Source organism: Citrobacter sp. SX206 (assembly GCF_024181025.1).
GTDB lineage: Bacteria > Pseudomonadota > Gammaproteobacteria > Enterobacterales > Enterobacteriaceae > Citrobacter > Citrobacter youngae.
This window is the reverse complement of the sequence record NZ_CP049738.1, coordinates 2,585,093-2,601,766: the sequence shown is the minus strand read 5'-3', so window position 1 is coordinate 2,601,766 and position 16,674 is coordinate 2,585,093. Positions and strand designations below refer to the sequence as shown.

The 16,674-nt window shown below is 54.7% G+C and carries 16 protein-coding genes; 6 read left to right on the top strand and 10 right to left on the bottom strand.

All coding sequences use genetic code 11. The annotated features are described in order from the left end of the window. Positions 1-14 precede the first annotated feature (14 nt). Together ansA and sppA are read right to left on the bottom strand one after the other, a co-directional pair. Positions 15-1,031: an asparaginase gene (gene ansA, locus G8S19_RS12745; protein WP_003030673.1), complete on the bottom strand. Its 1,017-nt coding sequence runs from the start codon at positions 1,029-1,031 to the stop codon at positions 15-17. 55 nt (positions 1,032-1,086) lie between these two features. Continuing rightward, positions 1,087-2,943, bottom strand: coding sequence for a signal peptide peptidase SppA (gene sppA / locus G8S19_RS12740; RefSeq protein WP_124021675.1), 1,857 nt, complete (start codon positions 2,941-2,943; stop codon positions 1,087-1,089). 174 nt (positions 2,944-3,117) lie between these two features. Between sppA and G8S19_RS12735 the strand changes: the two genes are divergently transcribed. The 3 genes from G8S19_RS12735 to G8S19_RS12725 all read left to right on the top strand — a co-directional run bounded on the left by G8S19_RS12735 (position 3,118) and on the right by G8S19_RS12725 (position 6,777). Next, positions 3,118-3,669, top strand: coding sequence for an NAD(P)H nitroreductase (locus G8S19_RS12735; protein WP_061067766.1), 552 nt, complete (start codon positions 3,118-3,120; stop codon positions 3,667-3,669). 116 nt (positions 3,670-3,785) lie between these two features. Beyond that, positions 3,786-4,829, top strand: coding sequence for a selenide, water dikinase SelD (gene selD / locus G8S19_RS12730; RefSeq protein WP_124021676.1), 1,044 nt, complete (start codon positions 3,786-3,788; stop codon positions 4,827-4,829). Positions 4,830-4,833: 4 nt separating this feature from the next. Continuing rightward, positions 4,834-6,777: a DNA topoisomerase III gene (locus tag G8S19_RS12725; protein ID WP_253685259.1), complete on the top strand. Its 1,944-nt coding sequence runs from the start codon at positions 4,834-4,836 to the stop codon at positions 6,775-6,777. Between the two features lie 89 nt (positions 6,778-6,866). On the opposite strand, the gene gdhA is transcribed toward G8S19_RS12725, so the two are convergent. Then, positions 6,867-8,210 carry an NADP-specific glutamate dehydrogenase gene (gdhA, locus tag G8S19_RS12720; protein WP_101741733.1) on the bottom strand — a complete coding sequence of 448 codons (1,344 nt, stop codon included), beginning with the start codon at positions 8,208-8,210 and terminating at the stop codon, positions 6,867-6,869. A gap of 236 nt (positions 8,211-8,446) precedes the next feature. Between gdhA and G8S19_RS12715 the strand changes: the two genes are divergently transcribed. Next, positions 8,447-8,722 (top strand): YnjH family protein, encoded by a 276-nt coding sequence (locus G8S19_RS12715; protein WP_101741732.1) that lies wholly within the window; start codon positions 8,447-8,449, stop codon positions 8,720-8,722. Here G8S19_RS12715 and G8S19_RS12710 read toward each other — a convergent pair. Further along, a complete protein-coding gene (locus tag G8S19_RS12710) occupies positions 8,682-9,095 on the bottom strand; it encodes a pyrimidine (deoxy)nucleoside triphosphate diphosphatase (protein ID WP_124021678.1) in 414 nt (137 codons plus the stop codon). The two genes, G8S19_RS12715 and G8S19_RS12710, sit on opposite strands and share 41 nt — an antisense overlap. A 79-nt stretch (positions 9,096-9,174) precedes the next feature. Here G8S19_RS12710 and G8S19_RS12705 point away from each other — a divergent pair, with 79 nt between their 5' ends. Together G8S19_RS12705 and G8S19_RS12700 are read left to right on the top strand one after the other, a co-directional pair. Further along, positions 9,175-9,744 (top strand): carboxymuconolactone decarboxylase family protein, encoded by a 570-nt coding sequence (locus G8S19_RS12705; protein ID WP_253685257.1) that lies wholly within the window; start codon positions 9,175-9,177, stop codon positions 9,742-9,744. Further along, complete coding sequence (locus G8S19_RS12700) at positions 9,737-10,360, top strand: CDP-alcohol phosphatidyltransferase family protein (RefSeq protein WP_124021680.1); 624 nt, start codon at positions 9,737-9,739, stop codon at positions 10,358-10,360. Before G8S19_RS12705 ends, G8S19_RS12700 begins: the two co-directional genes overlap by 8 nt. 7 nt (positions 10,361-10,367) lie before the next feature. On the opposite strand, the gene G8S19_RS12695 is transcribed toward G8S19_RS12700, so the two are convergent. The 6 genes from G8S19_RS12695 to G8S19_RS12670 form a co-directional block, all read right to left on the bottom strand. Further along, the gene (locus G8S19_RS12695) at positions 10,368-11,675 is read right to left on the bottom strand and encodes a rhodanese-like domain-containing protein (RefSeq protein WP_124021681.1); all 1,308 of its coding nucleotides are present in this window, start codon (positions 11,673-11,675) and stop codon (positions 10,368-10,370) included. A gap of 88 nt (positions 11,676-11,763) precedes the next feature. Continuing rightward, on the bottom strand, positions 11,764-12,396 hold the full coding sequence (locus G8S19_RS12690) for an ATP-binding cassette domain-containing protein (RefSeq protein ID WP_101741727.1): 633 nt from the start codon (positions 12,394-12,396) through the stop codon (positions 11,764-11,766). Further along, a complete protein-coding gene (locus G8S19_RS12685; RefSeq protein WP_124021682.1) occupies positions 12,396-13,931 on the bottom strand; it encodes a thiamine ABC transporter permease in 1,536 nt (511 codons plus the stop codon). Before G8S19_RS12685 ends, G8S19_RS12690 begins: the two co-directional genes overlap by 1 nt. Then, on the bottom strand, positions 13,904-15,073 hold the full coding sequence (locus G8S19_RS12680; protein ID WP_124021683.1) for an ABC transporter substrate-binding protein: 1,170 nt from the start codon (positions 15,071-15,073) through the stop codon (positions 13,904-13,906). Before G8S19_RS12680 ends, G8S19_RS12685 begins: the two co-directional genes overlap by 28 nt. 31 nt (positions 15,074-15,104) lie before the next feature. Next, on the bottom strand, positions 15,105-15,815 hold the full coding sequence (locus tag G8S19_RS12675) for a TVP38/TMEM64 family protein (protein WP_124021684.1): 711 nt from the start codon (positions 15,813-15,815) through the stop codon (positions 15,105-15,107). Next, positions 15,812-16,468: a TVP38/TMEM64 family protein gene (locus tag G8S19_RS12670; RefSeq protein WP_167470004.1), complete on the bottom strand. Its 657-nt coding sequence runs from the start codon at positions 16,466-16,468 to the stop codon at positions 15,812-15,814. The genes G8S19_RS12675 and G8S19_RS12670 overlap by 4 nt, the downstream gene beginning before the upstream one ends. Between the last annotated feature and the right edge of the window lie 206 nt (positions 16,469-16,674).

Here is a 16,674-nt window from a genome sequence, read left to right as displayed (position 1 = left end):
GGGCATAGACTCCTTTAATCGTCAGGCGTGAGCTCACCACGCAGATTTTGCGTCATCGCTTCACGGATCGTCTGCGTATCCAGTCCCTGACTCAGCAAATAGTGCAGTTTGGTGAGTGTGGCTTCGACGGTCATATCCGCGCCGCCAATCACGCCAGCATGCGCCAGCGCATTGCCTGTCGCGTAGCCCCCCATGTTCACCTTGCCGGACATACACTGCGTAAGGTTCACCACCACAATGCCACGCGAACTCGCATCTTCAAGTTCTTTCAGGAACTCTTTATTCTGCGGTGCATTCCCCACGCCGTAGGAGCGCAAAATTAATGCTTTTACAGGTTGGCGCAGGAAGTTGCGTACTACATCAGCGGAGATCCCAGGATAAATGGTGACCACGCCAATCGGTTGCGGAGTGATAGGATGCACAATCAACTCACCTGTGCCGTGAGGTGCGGGCGGTGTTCCCAGCCGACGAATGTGGATCCCGGCTTCCAGCAGTGGTGCAAGGTTGGGTGAGGCAAACGCGTCAAAACCATCAGCATGCGCTTTAGTGGTCCGGTTGCCGCGAAACAATCGATTGTTGAAAAACAGGGTAACTTCATTGATCGGGTAATTTGCTGCAACGTACAACGCATTCAGCAAATTGATTTGTCCGTCAGAACGTAGCTCTGCTAATGGGATTTGTGACCCTGTCACAATGACCGGCTTGCCCAGATTCTCCAGCATAAAAGAGAGCGCCGAAGCCGTAAACGCCATGGTATCGGTGCCGTGCAGAATGACAAAACCATCGTAATCGTCGTAGTGCGCTTTAATATCTTCCGCAATATGCTGCCAGTCTTCCGGCGTCATATCGGAGGAATCCATCAGCGGGGCGTATTCGTGGATGGTGAAGTCTGGCATCTCCGGGCGGTGGAATTCAGGCATCAATGCCAGCTGGCGCTGCAGGTGACCGGAAACGGGAATATAACCCTGTTCTGAGCGCTGCATACCAATGGTACCGCCGGTATAGGCAACGTAAATTGATTTTTTCTGCATGACTTTTCTTCTGTCTCAAAGAAAACCCCTCTTCATCCCGAAGAGGGGTCAATAGTTAGCGAACGTTGGCGCAGGTCAGGCAAAACGCATAGCGGTTTTGCGGATCGTTGAATGCGGCCAGCTTATCGCTTTCGGCTTTTACTGCACTGGCCGCAGAGGCCAGCGGTGGCGGGAGCATAGCCTGAATGGCGTCAGGCAGCATGGCACGAACGGAGCCAGACATGCTGTCCATCACCATATCAACGAATGTTGGTTCGTCCTGATAATACTCAATGTGCCACTGTTTCAGTTTGCCAAGCTCAGCCGCTTTCGCGACGGCGTCGTCAAAATCACCGAGGCTGTCTACCAGACCGTTGGCTTTCGCATCCTGACCGGTCCAGACGTGGCCCTGCGCGATTTTGTCAATCTGCTCAGGCGTTGTCTTACGCGCATCCGCAACCAGCGTGATAAAGCGTTTGTAGCCGTTCTCGATGCTAAGTTGCATCATTTGCTGCACTTCCGGCGGTAACGCTTTGGTGATGGAGATATCCGCCAGTGGGGATGTCGCCACGCCGTCGGTGTGTACGCCAATGGAATCCAGACTGTTTTCTACCGTGTTGATAACACCAAAGATGCCGATGGAGCCGGTCAGGGTGCTGGGGTTTGCCACGATGTAGCTGGCAGGCGTAGAGATCCAGTACCCACCAGAGGCCGCCATGCCGCCCATGGAAACGACAACCGGTTTGCCCGCCGCTTTTGCCGCTGCCAGCTCAGAACGGATTACTTCCGAGGCGCTGACGCTGCCGCCAGGGCTGTTAACGCGCAGAACAATGGCTTTCACTTTCGGATCAAGACGCGCTTCGCGGATCTGTGCGGCAGTGGTATCGCCGCCCACATTCCCAGGGGTTTCTTCACCGTCCATAATCGCGCCATTGGCGAAGATAACGCCAATGCTGTCGCCGGTATCAGCCGGGGTTTTCAGCGTGTAATCGTAGTAGCTGACAGAGCGGTAGTTTTTATCCGCTTTACTCCAGCCAAACTGTTTGGTCAGCATTTTTTCGACTTCAGCGCTGGAGGCGAGTGCATCCACCAGTTTGTTGTCGAGCGCATATTTCGCGGTATCACCATCGACTCTCGTCAATCCGTCAAGCATGGCCTGTGCGCCCGGGAACACCTGCTGCGCAGGGATCTGGCGATTGGCAGCGACCGTGTCGAGATAGTTCTGCCACAGCTCGCCTATCCAGCGGCTGTCGGCTTCACGCGCGGCAGGAGACATATCATCGCGGATAAATGGCTCGACGGCAGACTTATAAGTCCCGACACGGAACACGTGCGTGGAAACTTTCAGCTTGTCGAGCAGGGACTTGTAGTACAAACCGTTGGTGGCAAAGCCGTGCAGATCAACGGAACCCTGTGGAGAGAGGTAAATTTTGTTGGCAAAACTGGCGAGATAATACTGCCCCTGGCTGAAGTTATCGCCTACGGCAAAGACCGGTTTACCGCTGTCGCGGAATTCACGTAGCGCTTTACCGATATACTGCATGGAAGGCTGGTCGGCCCCGGCAAAGTTTTTCAGATCCATCACAATGCCGGTGATGTTGCGATCATCTTTTGCCTGGCGAATAGTATTCACGATATCGAACAGGGAGTTTTCCTGCAGGCGATCGGAACTGGCGCCAAACAGTTGACGACCAATAACGCTTAAGCGACTGGTGCTCGATGGCTTATCGACAATCACCCCCGAGATATCCAGCAACAGTGCGCCTCGCTCAGCATGTTCGCTGGTACTGCTGCTACTGACCTGCATCCAGATACCCACGCCAACCAGCACCAAAAAGATGAAGAACAGGTTAAGCACAAATTCACGGACGAAATTGAGTAATCGCCATGTCCATTTAAAAAATCCGGCAATAAATCGCCACAGGGTTCGCATGTATTCTCCCTACCGATTAACAACACGCCACCCGAAATTCCGGAGAAAGGCGTTAAGATGAGGCTATCGTAATGACCCGGCAGGCACTTGTCAGCAGGAATCGCCGCCTGTGCTGTAACAAAATCCGCCCACGTGTTAATTTTGTGAACAAATATCATTGTTGGAGTTAAGCAAATGGATGCACTCGAATTACTTATCACCCGTCGTAGCGCTTCTCGTCTTGTCGAACCGGCCCCGGCCGGAGAGCAACTGCAAAACATTCTGCGGGCGGGAATGCGCGCACCGGACCACAAGTCGCTACAACCGTGGCAATTTTTTGTGATTGAAGGTGAAGGACGCGAACGCTTTAGTGCCGTGCTTGAAAAAGGCGCGATCGCCGCAGGTAGCGATGAGAAAGCCCAGGAAAAAGCGCGCAGCGCACCGTTTCGCGCGCCGCTGATTATTACCGTGGTGGCGAAATGTGAAGAAAGCGACAAGGTTCCGCTGTGGGAACAGGAAATGTCTGCCGGTTGTGCAGTAATGGCGATGCAGATGGCCGCAATTGCCCAGGGCTTTGGCGGTATCTGGCGCAGCGGCGCATTAACCGAAAGTGCGGTCGTTCGTGAAGCATTCGACTGTCGCCCGCAAGATAAAATCGTCGGTTTCCTCTATCTGGGAACGCCGCAGCTAAAAGCCTCCACGACGATTAACCTTGCCGATCCGAGCGCATTCGTCCGTTATTTCTGATATCAACGGCAAAACTGTCTGGATTATGAGCAAAGAGACCCGAATTCAGACAGTCACTCTTACCACATCATGGAATGAGCGCTACCATATCCGGATTGCAATGACAGGAGATGTCCATGAGCGAGCACGCTATTCGTTTAACGCAATACAGCCACGGAGCCGGTTGCGGTTGTAAAATTTCCCCAAAAGTGCTGGAAACCATCCTGCACAGCGAGCAGGCGAAGTTTGTTGATCCGAACTTACTGGTGGGTAATGAAACTCGCGACGACGCGGCCGTATACGATTTGGGAAACGGCACCAGCGTTATCAGCACCACCGATTTCTTTATGCCGATTGTCGATAATCCGTTTGATTTTGGCCGCATCGCCGCGACTAACGCCATCAGCGATATTTTCGCTATGGGCGGCAAACCGATTATGGCAATTGCTATTCTGGGCTGGCCGCTGGATAAGCTGGCGCCGGAAATCGCCCGCGAAGTCACCGAAGGCGGACGTTTTGCCTGCCGTCAGGCGGGTATTGCGCTGGCGGGCGGCCACTCTATCGATGCCCCAGAGCCTATCTTTGGCCTTGCGGTAACCGGCGTTGTGCCGACCGAACGCGTGAAGAAAAACAGCACCGCAGAGGCAGGGTGTAAGTTATTCCTGACCAAGCCTCTGGGGATTGGCGTTCTGACGACAGCAGAGAAAAAATCACTACTGAAGGAAGAACACAAAGGACTGGCGACAGAAGTGATGTGTCGGATGAACATTGCCGGTGCGGCATTCGCCGATATCGACGGCGTGAAAGCCATGACCGACGTTACCGGTTTTGGTCTGCTGGGGCATCTGAGTGAGATGTGTCAGGGCGCAGGCGTTCAGGCGCAAATCGTCTACCAGGATATTCCTAAGCTGCCTGGCGTTGAAGAATACATCGCGCAGGGTGCGGTACCCGGCGGTACCCAACGTAACTTTGCCAGCTACGGACACCTGATGGGTGAAATGCCGCAATCGGTACGCGATCTGTTGTGCGATCCGCAAACTTCCGGTGGCCTACTGCTGGCGGTAACGCCGGAAGCTGAAGCCGAAGTGAAAGCGGCAGCGGCGCAGTTCGGTATCGATCTCACCGCCATTGGTGAGTTAGTGGACGCTCGTGGCGGTCGCGCCATGGTTGAGATCCGTTAACTCGATGCGGTTGTTTATTGCCGAAAAACCAAGTCTGGCGCGTGCTATCGCCGATGTGCTACCAAAGCCGCATCGCAAAGGCGATGGTTTTATCGAATGCGGAAATGGACAAGTGGTGACCTGGTGTATTGGTCACCTGCTTGAACAGGTGCAGCCGAATGCCTACGACAGTCGTTATGCTCGCTGGAGTCTGGTCGATCTGCCGATCGTCCCGGAAAAGTGGCAACTGCAGCCGCGTCCCTCAGTGACCAAACAACTTAACGTCATTAAGCGCTTTTTGCATGAGGCCAGCGAAGTTATTCACGCCGGTGACCCCGATCGTGAAGGGCAGTTGCTGGTGGATGAAGTGCTGGATTACCTGCAACTGGCGCCTGAAAAGCGCCAGAAGGTGCAGCGTTGCCTGATTAACGACCTCAACCCGCAGGCCGTTGAGCGGGCTATTGAGCGGCTGCGCGCCAACAGTGAGTTTATTCCGCTGTGCGTGTCGGCACTGGCGCGAGCGCGTGCGGACTGGTTGTACGGTATCAATATGACGCGCGCTTACACCATTCTCGGACGTAACGCGGGCTATCAGGGCGTACTTTCGGTCGGGCGCGTACAAACGCCGGTGCTCGGGCTGGTTGTGCGTCGTGATGAAGAGATTGAGAACTTCGTCGCCAAAGACTTCTTCGAAGTGAAAGCGCATATCGTAACGCCCGCCGATGAGCGGTTTACTGCTATCTGGCAGCCGAGCGAAGCGTGTGAGCCGTATCAGGATGAAGAAGGGCGCTTGCTGAATCGCACGCTGGCTGAACACGTGGTGAACCGAATTAACGGTCAACCGGCGATAGTCACCAGCTATAACGATAAACGGGAATCAGAATCCGCGCCGTTGCCGTTCTCGCTGTCGGCGTTGCAGATTGAAGCGGCGAAGCGCTTCGGTTTAAGTGCGCAAAACGTTCTGGATATCTGCCAGAAGTTGTATGAAACCCATAAGTTGATTACCTATCCGCGTTCGGATAGCCGTTATCTGCCGGAAGAGCACTTTGCCGGACGTCATGCGGTACTGAACGCGATTAGCGTCCATGCACCGGATCTGCTCCCGCAACCGGCGGTCAATCCCGATACGCGAAATCGCTGTTGGGACGACAAAAAAGTGGATGCGCACCACGCCATCATTCCTACCGCACGCAGTTCGTCCATCAACCTGAACGATAACGAAGCGAAAATTTACAACCTGATTGCCCGTCAGTATCTGATGCAATTTTGCGCAGATGCGGTATTCAGGAAGTGCGTTATTGAGCTGGATATTGCCAAAGGCAAGTTTGTCGCTAAAGCGCGTTTTCTGGCGGAAGCCGGATGGCGCACGCTGCTCGGCAATAAAGAGCGCGACGAAGATAATGACGGGACGCCGCTGCCGGTGGTGGCAAAAGATGACGAACTGCTGTGCGAAAAAGGCGAAGTGGTTGAACGTCAGACTCAACCACCACGTCACTTTACCGATGCCACGCTGCTGTCAGCGATGACCGGGATTGCGCGATTCGTGCAGGATAAAGATCTGAAAAAGATCCTGCGCGCAACGGATGGTTTAGGTACGGAAGCGACGCGCGCCGGAATTATCGAATTGCTGTTTAAGCGCGGATTCCTGGTGAAAAAAGGGCGGTATATCCATTCGACCGACGCGGGAAAAGCGCTGTTCCACTCGTTGCCAGAAATGGCGACACGCCCGGACATGACCGCGCACTGGGAATCAATCCTGACCCAAATCAGCGAAAAGCAATGTCGCTATCAGGATTTCATGCAGCCGCTGGTGGGGACGCTGTATCAGCTTATCGATCAGGCGCGCAGCACACCGGTACGACGCTTTCGTGGAATTGCTGCACCTGGCGGTAGTGGTGATAAGAAAAAGAGCGCGCCGCGTAAACGCCCGGCGAAAAAAAGCCCGCCATCTGAAGAGGCGGGCGTGTAAGTCTGTAGGCCTGATAAGCGTAGCGTCATCAGGCTTTGCCGGATGCGGCACCTGTGCCTTATCCGGCCTACGGGTCTACAGAGAAGATATTAAATCACACCCTGGCCCAGCATCGCGTCGGCTACCTTCACGAAACCCGCGATGTTGGCGCCACGTACGTAGTTGGTCTGCTTGCTTTCGCCGCCGTATTCAACGCAGGCATGGTGAATATCCAGCATGATGTGGTGCAGGCGCGCATCCACTTTCTCCGCTTTCCAGCCCAGACGTGCGGCGTTCTGCGCCATTTCCAGACCGGATGTGGCGACGCCACCGGCGTTGGCGGCTTTACCCGGTGCGAACAGTACACCTGCCTCGAGGAACAGGTCGGTGGCTTCGATGGTGGTTGGCATGTTCGCACCTTCAGCCACGGCCTTGACGCCGTTGGCGATAAGCATTTGCGCGGCTTCCACATCGAGTTCGTTCTGCGTGGCACACGGCAGGGCGATATCGACCGGAACTGACCACGGTTGTTTGCCTTCCAGGTAGGTCAGGCCAAACTCACGGGCATAATCTGCTACACGACCGTCGCGGCTGTCTTTGATTGCGCACAGACGCGCCAGTTTTTCTTTGGTAAATCCACTTTCGTCAACTACGGTACCGCTGGAATCGGAGGCGGTAACCACCCGCGCGCCAAACTCCATGGCTTTCTCAATGGCGAATTGCGCCACGTTACCGGAGCCAGAAACCGCTACGCGCATGCCTTCAAAGCCCAGTCCATGACGTTTGAGCATCGCTTCGGTGAAGTACACCAGACCGTAGCCGGTGGCTTCCGGGCGGATCAGACTGCCGCCGAAAGAGAGACCTTTACCGGTAAAGACGCAGGCGCTGTTGTTGGACAATTTTTTCATCATCCCGGCCATAAAGCCGACTTCACGGCCGCCCACGCCGATATCGCCCGCCGGAACGTCGGTATCGGGACCTAAATGGCGGAACAGTTCGGTCATCAGCGCCTGGCAGAAACGCATGATTTCGCCTTCGCTTTTCCCTTTCGGATCGAAATCGCTCCCGCCTTTACCCCCGCCCATTGGCAGGGTGGTGAGGGCATTCTTAAACGTCTGTTCGAAGCCAAGGAATTTCAGGATCGACAGGTTCACGGAAGGGTGGAAACGCATACCGCCTTTGTATGGGCCAATGGCAGAGCTAAACTGCACGCGCCATGCGCGGTTGACCTGTACCTGATTGCGATCGTCCAGCCAGACTACGCGGAACTGGATCACGCGCTCCGGTTCAACGAGACGTTCCAGCAATGACATCTGACGATAGCGCGGGTTTTGCTCAAGGAAAGGCCACAGCGTGGTCATTACCTCACGAACGGCTTGCGCGAACTCGGTTTGATGCGGGTCGCGCTTTTGCACATGGTTAAGGAATGACTCCAGAGAACATGTCTGATCCATAGATATAAAAACCTCTTATATATTGATATGGTTATATTTTTGATTTTTGTGTTAAGTGTTGTGCAGTTTTTGACTATAACATCAGCAGTGTGACGAGACGCAAGAAAAAATTAACCTCGCTAAGTAAATTAATATTGCGCCGTGAGTCATAACCAAAAACGATGAGCGAAGGGGCTAAAGTTTCTGCCGATTTATACCGTTATACTGAGCATAAATGTCAGTCAAAAGGAAAGAATATGCGCCGTTTAATCGTGGCAGGAGCGTTGGCACTGGTGTCCAGCGCGACGCTGGCAAATCAGCTTTATCGCCCGGACGTGCAGGTGAATGTCCCGCCGGAAGTGTTCAGCTCCAGCGGTCAGCGGGCGCAGCCATGTAATCAGTGCTGCATTTATCAGGATCAAAACTATTCAGAAGGGGCGGTGATTAAAGCCGATGGCGTGCTGCTACAGTGCCAGCGCGATGAAAAAACCATCAGCACGAATCCGCTGGTCTGGCGGCGTGTGAAAGGATAAACGCTTCTAACAACGGGATATCGGCAGGCGCCAGCGGATAACGCAGCGCCTCTTCGGGTGAACACCAGACGATATCCTGATGCTCATGGGCGTAAAGTGTGCCCTGATAAGCCGGCACGTGCCATGCATGAAGATGTATCAATCGGCCTGACACTTCACGCTGATGGCTGGCGATGTAATTTCCAACGATAGCCTCGATACCCAATTCCTCACGTAATTCACGGACCAGCGCCTGTGGTTGGCTCTCTCCAGGTTCAACCTTGCCGCCCGCAAACTCCCACATGCCTGACTGATCCGCATGCTGCGGACGCTGAGCCAGTAAAATTTTGCCATCACGTTCAATAATAGCGGCGACCACGTCGAGGGTTTTCATTATATTCATCAAGATCTAACGACAGAAAATGACATACTATCGTTATCTTTGTTTTATCTAAAGTATTCAGGAGCCACCGTTGAACGAACCTCAGTCGTGGGTAAAGCCGTTAACGCGTATCCCTTCCAGTCTAAAACCGCTCGCTGCTACGCAGAAAAAACATTATGGCGATGTGCTGCATCCTACGCGCTGGTGGGGGCGGATGCCGTTTCTTTTTTGGCTGGTAGCGCTGTTTGTCGGATTTCTGGAGCGTAAAAAGGCGCGTTTAACGCCGGTGATGCGCGCGCTGTTGATGACCCGCGTATCTCAGGTGTGCCACTGCGCTTTCTGCGTTGATGCCAACAGTCTACGGCTGGCTGAACGCTGTGGCGCGCTGGATAAAGTCTTACAGGTTGCCAACTGGCAAGAATCGGCGCTATTTAGCGCAGAAGAGCGCGTAGCGCTGGCCTATGCCGATGCGATCACCGCCACGCCGCCACAGGTTGACGCTGCGCTGAAAGCGCAGTTGAAGCAGCATTTTACCGATGATGCCATTACGGAAATGACCGCGCTGATTGCGTTTCAAAATCTCTCGGCGCGTTTTAATGCCGCTCTCGATATTCCTTCGCAGGGACTGTGCGACACCTTCAAAGGACGCCCGCATGCTTGACCGTCATATTCATCCGCGTTTAAAACCGCTTTTGCATCGCTGCGTGGGCATTATTGATAAGCCTGCGATTACCCCGGACGGGCTTACGCTGGTCGGTTTTGCCATTGGCGTGTTGGCCTTGCCATTTCTGGCGTTAGGCTGGTATCTGGCGGCGCTGGCGGCCATTGTGCTCAATCGGCTTTTTGATGGGCTGGATGGGGCACTGGCGCGGCGCAGAGGGCTAACCGATGCAGGCGGATTTCTTGATATCTCGCTCGATTTTCTGTTTTACGCCTTAGTACCATTCGGTTTTATGCTCGCCGATCCGGCGGCTAACTCGCTGGCTGGCGGCTGGCTGCTGTTCGCCTTTATGGGAACCGGCAGCAGTTTTCTGGCCTTTGCCGCGTTGGCGGCGAAACATCAAATTGATAACCCGGGCTACGCGCATAAATCGTTTTATTATCTGGGGGGACTGACCGAAGGTACTGAGACGATTTTGCTGTTTGTGTTTGGGTGTCTGTTCCCGGAATATTTTGCCGTGATGGCGTGGGTTTTTGGCGCGCTGTGCTGGATGACGACGTTTACCCGGATCTGGAGCGGATACCTGACGCTAAAAGCGGTTCAGCGTCAGGCATAATCAGAGATTACTTGCTGCTGTCCGGACCCCGTTCACCGCTGGAGACCGGGTTTTTTGGATTGCTGCTCCACTCATACCAGCCGCCGTCGTAAACGGAGACGTTTTTCCAGCCCATCGCGCGGGCATACATAAACGTTTCCGAAGCACGCCAGCCGGTACCGCAATAGAACGAGACCTGCTGCTGTGGCAGAATATTCCATTGCTTCCACATGGCGGCGATGTCATCCGCGCTGCGCATGGTGCCATCCGGATTATGGAAATCTTCCATGTGGGTGGAATCACTGCCCGCGTGGCCCCAACGTGCGCCTGCAATCTCACCTTTTGGCTTAATGTAGCTATAGCCGCTGGTGGTACCGACAAATTCTGGCCATGAACGAATGCTCACCAAAGACGCATCCTGGCGATGAAGCAGACCGCGAGCCTGTTCCATATCGAGCATCAACTGCGGCTGGGCAGGAATGGTCACGCCGAAATCTGGTTCTGGTTTCACCGATGGCGCCGTGCCGCGTTCGACCGGTAAACCTGAGTCGGACCAGGTTTGCCAGCCGCCGTCGAGCAGACGAACATCTTTCACGCCGGCGTACAGCATAATTTGCGCCACGCGCGCAGCGGCATAGACATCGCGGCCATATAAAATCACCGTGGTGTCATGGCGGATACCGTGCTTCGCCAGCATCGTTTTGAGCTGTTCGTCGGACACTTTGTTCCACAGCGGTTCGCTTTCGACTTCGTTGGTATCAATGTAGCCCGCACCAGGGATGTGGCTCAGCAGATACAACTTCGGTGCGCCCCAGGCGGCCTCAATCACTTTCCAGTCGCCCGCCGGTTTAGCTGTTACGTTTTTACCCTGCTGCAGGTCGTGCAGCCACTGCGGGTACACCAGCTGTTCGAAGTGCGGCAGACGTTGCAGGCGGGCTGGGTCCGTAAGCGCATCGCTGAGGGTGGAGATATGGTTAAAGCCCACTTTTTGCAGGCGGGCTTTGACAGCCTGTATGTCGTTATCGCTGCCATACAGTGCCACCGGCGTGTCAGTGTTGAGTTGATGTGATTTAACCCAGGCGCTGAGTTGTTCATCATTCATCTTGTCGAGCCAGGCGGCAGACAGGTTCAGTGCGGAAGGTTCGTGTCCTGAAGGACCATTAAGCGACTGCGGCCAGCCGTTGTAAAAAGCGCTCTGACGGGTATCGATTGCCGCGCCTTGCTTTTGCTGTAACTGGTCGAGGGTGAGCGTCTGTGCTGTTTCAGCAGCCCAGGAAGAAGCGCAAGCGAGCCCTAAAGCCAGTGCCAGCGCGGTCATTTGAGAAACACGTTTCATCGAATAGCCCGACGTTGAAAAAAAGAGGACGACATTCTGTGCCGCCGGTTAAGTAAAAACCTTGCGTTAACGCAGCATATCGCCACATTCACGCCCAGTTTTCCATCTGAAATACACGGCCTGCTGGCGGGACATCCTGCGCGTCATGGGTAACCTGTACCACTGGAATACCCAGCTTACGTACCTCGGTAAAGACCCACCGGCGAAAGGTATCGCGCAGCGACGTGTCCAGCCTGCTAAAGGGTTCATCGAGTAACAGCGCCTGGGGCTGCGCCAGCAGTGCGCGGAGCAGGGCGACACGCGAACGTTGTCCGCCGGAGAGCGAAGCCGGATCGCGCGAATAAAAACCGGCCAGGTCCGCACGCGCGAGAGCGCTTTCCACCGCATGTCGTCTGGTGGAACCCTGTAGAGTGGCGGGTAGGGCCAGCAGTAAATTCTGCCCAACGCTGAAATGGTCAAACAGCAGTGCATCCTGAAACAGAATGCCAATCTGGCGCTGCGCCGTAGGCAGAGCGTCAACGCGTCGTGCGTTGAGCCACAGCTCGCCTGATGCCTGAAATTGAGGTGACAACGCCCCGACCATCCACGAAAACAGCGAAGACTTTCCACTGCCGGAGGAACCCATAATCGTGACAATGTCACTTTTATCAACCTGAAAGGTAACGTTCTTCAGCAGCGCAGTCGCACCCTGGTACAACGAAACGTTTTGCACAATGAGCATTAGCGGAGTCCTTGTCGAAAGCGGCCAATCCACGCGGCGAGAAAGGCTGCGAGTGCGAAAACGAGCAGTGGTAGAAGAAGCTGCCACAACGCTTGTGTTGCCAGAATCTCGCCGCTACCGCCGCTGCTTAATGCCACCGCTTCGGTGGTCAGCGTGGGATAGCGTCCGGCACCTAGCCACAGCGTCGGCATATACTGGGCGATACTGACCGAGAAGCCAACCGCGAAGGTAATCAATGCCGGGCGCACCAGCTGCGGGCATTTCACCAGCCAGAATATCCGCCCCCGCGACCAGCCCAGCGTTTGTGCAATCAAAATTAATCGCGGGTCAATGCGCTGCCAGGCCGGTTTAAGCACAAATAGCATCCAGGGCATCACCCACAGCAGGTGGCCCCAGATAATTGTCGTCATCAGTCCATCCTGTCCGGCATATAACGCCAGCAGATATTGTCCGGTTACCAGCGGTAGCGCAGGCAAAATGAGCGGTAGCCAGACCCAGCGGTGCCCGGTTTGTGGGCCCCATTCCAGCCAGACAAAAAGTATCAGTAGCGCTAACACGCTGGAAAGAAGCCCTAGCTGCAGGCTATTGCTGAGCGCCTCGTGGTTTAGTGAGGAATAGCTGGCGATAAGCGCCAGTACAAGCGCGCATACCACACCGCTGACGGGCAAGATCTGTACCAGCGGGCGTGCGATTGTTATAGGTGAAAAATGCAGGCGTTCACCATTTACTGCCGGGATAGTACGTCGCCAGGCTCGCCACAACAGATAACCCACCAGCGCGATAATGAGGAGCAACAGCACCAGCAACAGGCTGGCGAGTGCGCCTTTCGCCTGCTGTTCGACATCGCCCTGACTGAGCCATTGCCAGCTCAAAACTGCCAGTGTTGGCGGATTTCCGGGGCCGAGGACGATTGCCACATCCACAACGGAGAGTGACCAGGCAACAATCGCCAGCATAGCTTTACCTAATGCCGGGCCGATAGCAGGCAGTACCAGCCAGTTCAGGCATTGCAGTCGGCTGTAACCCAGCGAATCCAGCACGATAACCTGCTGCGAAAGTTGTTTTTCACTCAGTAGAGCCGAGAGGATCCATAACAAAAAAGCGCTCTCTTTCACCGCCAGTGTCACGCCAAGCCCAATGCCGTAACGGTCTGGCTGTGGGCTGAGGAACGGTAGCCATTGCCAGATTTTACCGCCTTCGGCAAAAACCAACAGCACGCTGGTGGCGAAGGCAACATGCGGGACCGCCAGCAGCCACGGAAGACGGGTGCTTAGTCGCGCCCAGCCTGCGCCGGGCCATAAAGCGAGGATTGCCAGTAGCGCGATGATCAGTGCGCCGCCGGCAGCCAGTCCTGTGGAAACCAGCGTCGCCAGTAACGCCTGCGGAAGTTGAGGGTCGGCAAAGAGAGCCAGCCAATGGGTTAGGCTAAGGGCTGGCGCTATCAGAGAGAAAGCCGCTGGCGCCAGCGGCAGATAAACTGCCGCCATGATGGCCCAGAGTAGCAAAATTAATGCGTACCGTAGCGGCGTAGCCATTCTTGTTCCAGAGCGTTTACCCAGGCAGCATGCGGTTCTGGCAGCACGGCGGGGAGTCCTTGCGGGATCCGTGCCAGCAGCGCATCACGTTGTTCGACGGGTAATTTTTGTGGATCAAGCACCGAAGGATCTCCCCAGACGCTCGGGTCAGCTTTGCGCAGCTGCGCTTCAGGTGAGAGCAGAAAGTTTGCCACCACTTTCGCTCCGGCGCTGGCGCGCGCATTCGCCGGAATAGCGACAAAATGCACGTTGCCGAGCATGCCCTGTGAAAAACCAAAACTGTAGCTGCTTTTGGGTAATTCGCCGCTGGTCACTTTTTGCTGCGCGTGGGCAGGGTTAAAGGTCAAGGATAAACGCAGGGTTCCAGAATTGAGCAGCGCATCCATTCGCGCAGGTGTGGGCGGAAAGTCTTTGCCTTCGCGCCACAGTACAGGGTGCAGTGTATCAAGATAATGCCACAACGGCGCGGTAACGTCGGCGAATGTGGCTGTATCTGGCGCGAGTTTTAGCGCTTGTGGTTGCGTGGTGAGCGAAATTAACAACTGCTCCAGAAACGCCGTACCGGTAAAGTCAGGCGGGCGCGGATAGGTCACCGTGCCGGGGTGCGCCTGCGCAAATTCAAGCAGTGCCTGCGGAGATTGCGGCGGCTGCGCGGTGAGATCGCGCCGGGCAATAAAGGTGAGTTGGGCACCGCCCCACGGGGATTCAGCCCCCTCCGTTGGCACGGAGAAATCCTCGCTCACCGGTTTTTGGGTATCAACATAGCGCCAGTTAGGCAACGTTTGCGCCCATTGGGTTTGCAGCAGCCCGGCTTCTTTCAGGGTGCGGAAATTTTCGCCGTTTACCCACAATAAATCGACAGAGCCGCCTGTTTTTCGCCCAGATGCCGCTTCTGTCTGGATGCGTTTTACCGCGTCGGCGGCATCTGCGAGACGTACGATTTTCAGGTTAATGGCGTAGTGCGTTTTCATCTCACCGCTAACCCAGTCGAGATACTGGTTAACTGCATTGTCGCCACCCCAGGCGTTGAACCACACCGTCTGACCGCGGGCATCGTTTTTGATTTGTTGCCAGCCGTCGTTCTGGGCAAACGTCGCCAGCGGACAGAGCATTAAACTCAGGCACAATAAGCAGTAACGCATAGTATCTCCATGGCTAAAAATGGGGGAAGTCTCAGGTTTTTTTTCGTTGATGTTCAAGATAAAGGCTTCTCGCCACTGAAATTATTACGCTCAGAGCGAACAGGATGAACAGGCCGGTTACAAACCAAAATGTACCGCCGGTTAACAGGCTACCCGCCCATGAATAGACGATAGTAGCGGGTAACTGTCCGATGCCGGTGGCGATGAAAAAATGGCGAAACCGAATCGAGGTCAGGCCTGCCGCGTAGCTTACCGGATCGAACGGTACAAAAGGTAACAGGCGACAGACCAGAATGGTGTGCTTGCCATAGCGCTCGAAAAAAGCGTCCATATTGTTCAGCACCGTTTTTCCGGTCAGCTTTTCTACCGCACCGCGACCTAAAATACGGGCAATAAAAAAGCACAGCGCCGCACCTACCATCGCACTGCTCCAGGACAGTATGCCGCCCCAAAATGCGCCAAACAGCGAGGCGTTGGCAAAGGTGATCACAAAAGCGGGAAGCGGGGCGACGATGGCCTGCAAGATCATCAGGAAGAATGAAACGACCGCCGCCTGAGTTCCGTAAGAACGAATAAAATTCTCAATTGCATGCTGATCGAGCGTGGCAAATGCCGCCAGGCTGGCGTGGAGAAAATCGCTCACGCCAGGTATCCACGCCCACGCCATCAGCGCGAGCAGCAGCAGAGCAATCAAACTCGCCCGGTAATAGCGAACCAGCCGAGCTTTGTTTCGTTTTATCATTTATCCGTACACTCATGATTTGCTGACGGATCGATATGCTTATACCGGGCCCAGGCTTTGGCTGCCTGAACGAGGGCGAATAACGCCAGCCCCGCCACGCTGAGCTTACCGATAAATACCAGGGTAATGCCTTCACTGGCCAGTTCGTGTGACATCAGCGTATAGATAAAAATACCTGGTAACGTGGTGATAGCTGAAATCAGAGTAAATGACCAGAACGGAATGGCCGTCAGCCCATAGGCATAGTTTTGAATATTATAAGGAAACAGTGGAACGAGGCGGGTCAGGATCAGAAAGTCGATACCGCTATGGGCAATCCCTTTTTCGATCGCCTGAAACGTCGCCGTATGCCCGACATGTTTCAGTAATAGTTCCCGCCCAAGCCAGCGTGCCAGTAAAAATGACAATGCCGAGGCAACAGTTGCTGCCAGTAAAGAGATGAGCGTGCCAACCAGTGGGCCGAAAAGGATACCGCCGACAATCACCAGTATGCTGCCGGGTATCAGGCACAGCGCAGCAACAATAAACAGCAGAATATAAAGTGCGTAGCCGAACAGCCCGCTTTGGTGGATGACATCTTGCAAATGATGGAGATTGGTTATCAGGTCAGACAGACCAAAATAGTGGAAAACCCCAGCCAGGGCGCAGAACAGCACTGCCACAATCAGCAGTCGGTATTCTGCCTTATGCGAACTTCTTTTTCATGGGGGGTCTCCTGTAAATCCGTGGGCAATGATGCGTTTTCACCAGCGAAAAGTGCGCGCGAAGATATAGTAAAATCCCGCTCGCAACAATGTATTACCGCCGCTTTTTTGATTTTGCACAGAATATACTGACTCTCCAGGCGAGGCCCGGAGAG